At 52.8% G+C, this 4,839-nt stretch carries 5 protein-coding genes and 2 pseudogenes; all 7 read right to left on the bottom strand.

What is annotated here, in order from left to right; genetic code table 11:
* On the bottom strand, window positions 1-434 hold a 434-nt coding region (locus tag FJ147_27195; GenBank protein ID MBM4259571.1), incomplete at its 3' end, for a restriction endonuclease.
* A 13-nt stretch (window positions 435-447) separates the two neighbouring features.
* On the bottom strand, window positions 448-1,428 hold the full coding sequence (locus tag FJ147_27190) for an adenosine deaminase (protein MBM4259570.1): 981 nt from the start codon (window positions 1,426-1,428) through the stop codon (window positions 448-450).
* A 239-nt stretch (window positions 1,429-1,667) separates the two neighbouring features.
* On the bottom strand, window positions 1,668-2,195 hold the full coding sequence (locus tag FJ147_27185) for a 2'-5' RNA ligase family protein (GenBank protein MBM4259569.1): 528 nt from the start codon (window positions 2,193-2,195) through the stop codon (window positions 1,668-1,670).
* 63 nt (window positions 2,196-2,258) lie between these two features.
* A complete protein-coding gene (locus tag FJ147_27180) occupies window positions 2,259-3,344 on the bottom strand; it encodes a hypothetical protein (GenBank protein ID MBM4259568.1) in 1,086 nt (361 codons plus the stop codon).
* A gap of 15 nt (window positions 3,345-3,359) precedes the next feature.
* Window positions 3,360-3,464, bottom strand: a pseudogene (locus tag FJ147_27175) (hypothetical protein).
* Between the two features lie 19 nt (window positions 3,465-3,483).
* A pseudogene (locus FJ147_27170) lies at window positions 3,484-4,143 on the bottom strand (class I SAM-dependent methyltransferase).
* Window positions 4,140-4,808: a hypothetical protein gene (locus FJ147_27165; protein ID MBM4259567.1), complete on the bottom strand. Its 669-nt coding sequence runs from the start codon at window positions 4,806-4,808 to the stop codon at window positions 4,140-4,142. Before FJ147_27165 ends, FJ147_27170 begins: the two are co-directional and overlap by 4 nt.
* Window positions 4,809-4,839: the final 31 nt, after the last annotated feature.

Raw genomic sequence — 4,839 nt, 5'->3', positions numbered from 1 at the left:
ACACGTTCAATCGCATTGCCAGCTACCATTAATTCCTGATTGTTTTTCTTCCCGACAAGTGTCCCACTCTCGATGTTCTCAATATCTTTTCCTTGAAATTTCGCTTCGCTAACCAAAATCACCCTCCATCGCTTGTCCTTGTCGAGGACTTCAATGACCCCACCATCCGGTTTGATCTTCGAGTTCTTCACAAACAGTGTTTTGCCCAGCCTATTATCGATAGTTCGTAGCTTTTCATTTATTTCCTGCTTACTAATTGCTTGCCTGAGTCTGAACTCGTAACTCGGGTGGCTTTTCTTAAGTTCCTCGAATACCTTCGAGCTTGCGACCCCAACAACCTTCTCGTGTTCCTGGGCGCCCTCGCCGAATATCCCCGTCACGCCTCCTGAGGACACATGCTGACTACTCAACCTGCTAGTTTGTCTTTTTCGCATAACAGCGTCCTCACTAAAGCGGAACTGGCTTCCTGTTCCTAACTATAATTCTGAAGTAGGGACATTTTCCATTGATCGACAAATCGTTGTCGTCATGGCCCTTTCTGAACCTAATCAACTCAAACTGCTCTGGATTAAACTTGTGCAGAAATGTGATCGGAACCCCCATGAACCCATCATAGTCCATTGGGATATCCTGGGTCTTGTCGACATTTATGGCATCGTAATTGTCATACTTCGGATAGTTCGACTCATTCCCCAAATATCTCTTTGTAAGAGGTATGTCTTCGTGGCGTTTGAATGTATCTAGGTTCGTGAGCCACAAGCAATTATTGGGTGAGATGATTCGATTTCCAGAAGCATCAATTTCAGCTTCCGTCCCATATAGTTCGTAGTGTTCGGGAACGATGAATCCAGAAACACCTCTACCCAGATTGATTCCCAGCCATGCCCTATTTTCTTTTATCAACCCAAAGATTTCTTTGTATGTAATTGCATTGATATTCCCGATGATTAGGAACTTTTTGTTATGCCTAATCAACTGAGCAACATACTCGCGAAACAGCGAGAAAGGTGGATTGGTTACTACCACGTCAGATTGCATCAAGAGGCTGATGCTTTCCGAACTACGAAAATCACCGTCGCCTTTGAAAGGCTTAAGGTTGCGCTCTACTAAGTCGGGACTAATGTCTCCCGACTCAGATTCAAGATAGATCGCCGGACCGTTCACGTTTGGCGCAAAAAGATCACCCTCTTGGCACTTGTAACACGCAGCGATCACTTTCTTGAGACGCAGCCTGCTGAAGTTGCTTGAAAAATATCTGAAAAAATTGCTTGAACGAGGATCGTCGCAGTTACAGTAGACGACTTTTTCTGCGAAATGCGACTCGTAATGCTTCAACTCGCTTTCGATATCGATCAGCTGAGTATAAAATTCGTCGCGTTTGTTGGCCTTTGCCTTCGTCAGCAAGGCTCTCGGCATCTTTCTCTTCATTTGTGACTTTGCTTGTGAAGGCGGCTGGACCTGAGGCGAGGAACTCGCGGTTGTTTTATTAGCGATATCCTTGATTTCGTTCAATACTTTCTTGGACCTATCTGAACCAAGTGATGCGTGCGGTCCCGGACAAGTCTCGGACCGGTCCGGACGCCATGGCGCGATCGGAGTCCGCCCAACGTTTGAGTTCAGCCGCCCACGGAGGGCGCAGCCCGGAGTGGGTCGGCTGGAACGAATGGTTAGCCGTCTTGGTTCCGGAGCGGAAAGGCATGCAACTCTTTCCAAAGACCAGTGGAATTCTCCAACAGTACTACGGATGAGCACTTTGCGGCAATGGGTCCGTGGGCCCCAAGCACCGCTTCGAGCTCGGAAGCAGCAGCTTCAGCCTCCGAGGCATTGCCGTTCGCGACGGTGAGGTGAGGGACTATGGTTGGGTGCGCACCGCGAAATGGCGGAAAATGCGGGAAGTGCCGGACCAGCAGTTCGGTTAGCGCAACGAATGCTTCCGCTGGCTCCGGGGCGAGATAAGCTGTTGCGGGGAACCGAGCGACCGTTCCCAACTGAAACTGGAACGACTTGACGGTGCCGAGTGCCGCTCGCAGCTGCGAAAGTACTTCTTGAGAGATGAGATTCGGCTCCATAAACGGAGCAAGAACCGTGATGTGCGCAGGGACTCCCAACGCGACCGATGGGTCGAAGCGCTGCCGCAATTTGGCGACACAGGCTTCCGCTTCAGGAACTCGAACGATGAACGCCGATTCAGACATGTGCGAGACGGCTAACTCTCCGGTTCAGCGGCGGCGCGCAGCGCCGTCCGCTGCAACCGATTGTTAGGTTGCACGTGTTCGTCTGAAGACATCGACCGTTCGATCCTGCCCACCGTCATGAGTCCGCGCTCCCCGAAGGCGCTCATACCCCTCGAACTGGCTGCGCTCCGCACGACGATAACCATAGCTGCCCATGAGAAGGTAATCTGGAAACGCGCCCTGCTCAGTGACAGCCTGCCAGAAGGGAGCAACCGGATCCGTGAAGTCCGTCCAGTTACCACCGAAAGCGTGCCCGGGCTGTATCAAGGCGATGACCTTCGGGACTACTCCAACACGGCGATACAGCCCATCGTAGCAGGCGAGGGCTTCGCCGCCCAAGAACAGAAAACTGAAAAGTAGCGGGCCTGCCTTTTCGTTCCGCTCGTCTACGCGGCGCCAGATCGACCAGACGCCAAACGGTTCGCACGATTGTTGAGCCGTCATAAGCCGCCCCTGCGCGCCCGGGTCGTCGAACCAATAGCTAACCGTCGGATTCCAGTGCTCCGGCACGAGCTCCTGTCTTGCGACGTCTCGCTGAAGCAGCAGCCTGTAGTGCTTGAATCCCGGCGACGACATTGCCCGCAAGACGGCATCGCGGCTTGTCCCATAGTCGGCGTACACGAATGAATGCACGCAGCCGTTTGCGAGGAGAATAGGCGATCCGTCCAAGCCCGATGACGGATAGAAGCAACTTTCACCCAAGATGTGTTCCAGGGGAATAGGTATCGGGAGATCATCCCGATCAGCCAAGCCACGCAACCATTCGGGAACGGCAACGTGAGGAAGAGCAGCGGCGAAAGGATGCATTCGGGCACCGCACTTCTCAGCAAGATGCCGGTCGAGGCGAAATGAGCGCACGGCATTCCCACATTCCGGACAGCGTTTGAGATCACCAGTCCGCAGGCGTTCTTCAACATGGCGGCGCTGCCGTCCCGCGCATCTCGTGCGAGCATGCCCCTCTAAGCGAGCCAGTGCGACGGAGTTGCCACACTTGAGACACTGCGGAAGCCGGCAAGGGCCACGGCAGCGGCCCCGGTTCGACTGAGCCGTGCGCAGGAGGATCATCACCCCGCATCTGCGACACGCCACTCTAGGTTCTGTTTCTGCCATGCCGGCTCGTGCGACCTAACGACCAAGCTCACCGGCGGCAATGGAGCGCAGCGGAATTGCCGTCCGGTGCAGCGCCTTGTTCGGCCTTTTTCAATATGTAGTAGTTTGATCCTGCGCCAAAAAACAATGCAGATAAGTCTTCTAACAAAGAGAATCCCGTGTCCTGTAAAACACGGATCACTTGCTCCGAATGCCAATGCCTGATTCGAAATTCATCTTCATAGCGGGTTGGCTCGCCGTCATCGTTTTTCACAACCAACTCTTCTCTGTAGGTGTAGATGCTCTCGCTGTTGTGGGTTACGGTAACGCAACGCTCAAAAATGGCATCGCGTCGTGAATACCCGCTGAATATCGCTTCAGACGGAATGTCCAGAATCAGAATGCCGCCCGGCTTCAACGATGCGTTAGCGGCTTCGAAAGACCTCCTGAGTGCAGTTTCTTCGAGCAGATACAGAATTACAGTGAAGACACACAATGCTGCATCAAAGTGCACTTCACCCCGAAAATTCTCCATTTTTGAACAAGCAACTGTTACTAGACCGGCGACATCCTTTCTCTTCAACTGATTGAGCATATTCTCACACGGCTCAACCGCAGTCACATCAAATCCCTTCCGTGAGAGCGGAATGGACAGGCGCCCTGTTCCTGCTCCGAAATCTACGATTTTGGCGGGGAGCTGAACCCTTTTTGCGATCAAGTCGACTGTCGCATCAGTCAAGCGGGCGTAGAAATCGCCAAACGAGCGTTGATAGGCGATGTCATAAACCTCTGCCCACGATGAGTGTGGTTGATCGATCATAGGCACAACAAGTTTCTCCTTGGGAAGAATCCGGCAATACGATCATTCAAAACTTGATTTCCGACGACTCCTTCGGTGCCAGCCATCATGAGAGTAGCTCCAAGCAAGCCTGGAAGACTTCCACAACGAAGGACAAATGCCACGCCACCGAGTGAGACTGGAACCTCGTGAGTGTCGGTCTGGAACTGACCAACGCCAGGATAGAAGTCGGTGACGCTGCCAGCGGATGGGAACATCGTGAGTGAGTCGTCCTGAAAGTAGGAAATCTGAGCCCCGGTGTCGAAGAACATCCGGTAGTCACTGCCGCCGACGCGAGCAGTGACGATGGGAATACCCATGAACTCGTCCAAGCGAACGCTCTGCCCGTCATGCGACAATTCGGCAGTGGAAACGTTGAGCTTGCCGCCTGCAGTGTCCAAAATGTGGTCGAAACGACTAAGAACATCTGCTCCGAGAAGACCGGAACACTCAACCTCTACATATTGTGAGAGCCTGGCGGCAGTAAGACCAAAATAGCTTGAGGAGAGGCCAAACTGTTCGCCCGCAAAACTCAGACTATCGGTGGCACCGAAGCTAGTCGGTGCTCCTGTGTCGTATAGCCACAAATTGCCTTCAAGTTTCACAAACAGGTGACCATGATTGAAAATAAGGGGAAGTGTGATCATTGGTCTTTCTTGGCCGAACGACTAAGGTAAC

It is taken from the genome of Deltaproteobacteria bacterium, from assembly GCA_016874775.1.
Classification (GTDB): domain Bacteria; phylum Desulfobacterota; class Binatia; order Bin18; family Bin18; genus VGTJ01.
This window is presented reverse-complemented; position numbering and strand designations above follow the sequence as displayed.

Excerpts from the sequence above, each read along its gene's own strand:
- FJ147_27185 (MBM4259569.1), bottom strand. The coding sequence starts at position 2,195 with ATGTCTGAATCGGCGTTCATCGTTCGAGTTCCTGAAGCGGAAGCCTGT.
- FJ147_27180 (MBM4259568.1), bottom strand. The coding sequence starts at position 3,344 with ATGGCAGAAACAGAACCTAGAGTGGCGTGTCGCAGATGCGGGGTGATG.
- FJ147_27190 (MBM4259570.1), bottom strand. The coding sequence starts at position 1,428 with ATGAAGAGAAAGATGCCGAGAGCCTTGCTGACGAAGGCAAAGGCCAAC.
- FJ147_27165 (MBM4259567.1), bottom strand. The coding sequence starts at position 4,808 with ATGATCACACTTCCCCTTATTTTCAATCATGGTCACCTGTTTGTGAAA.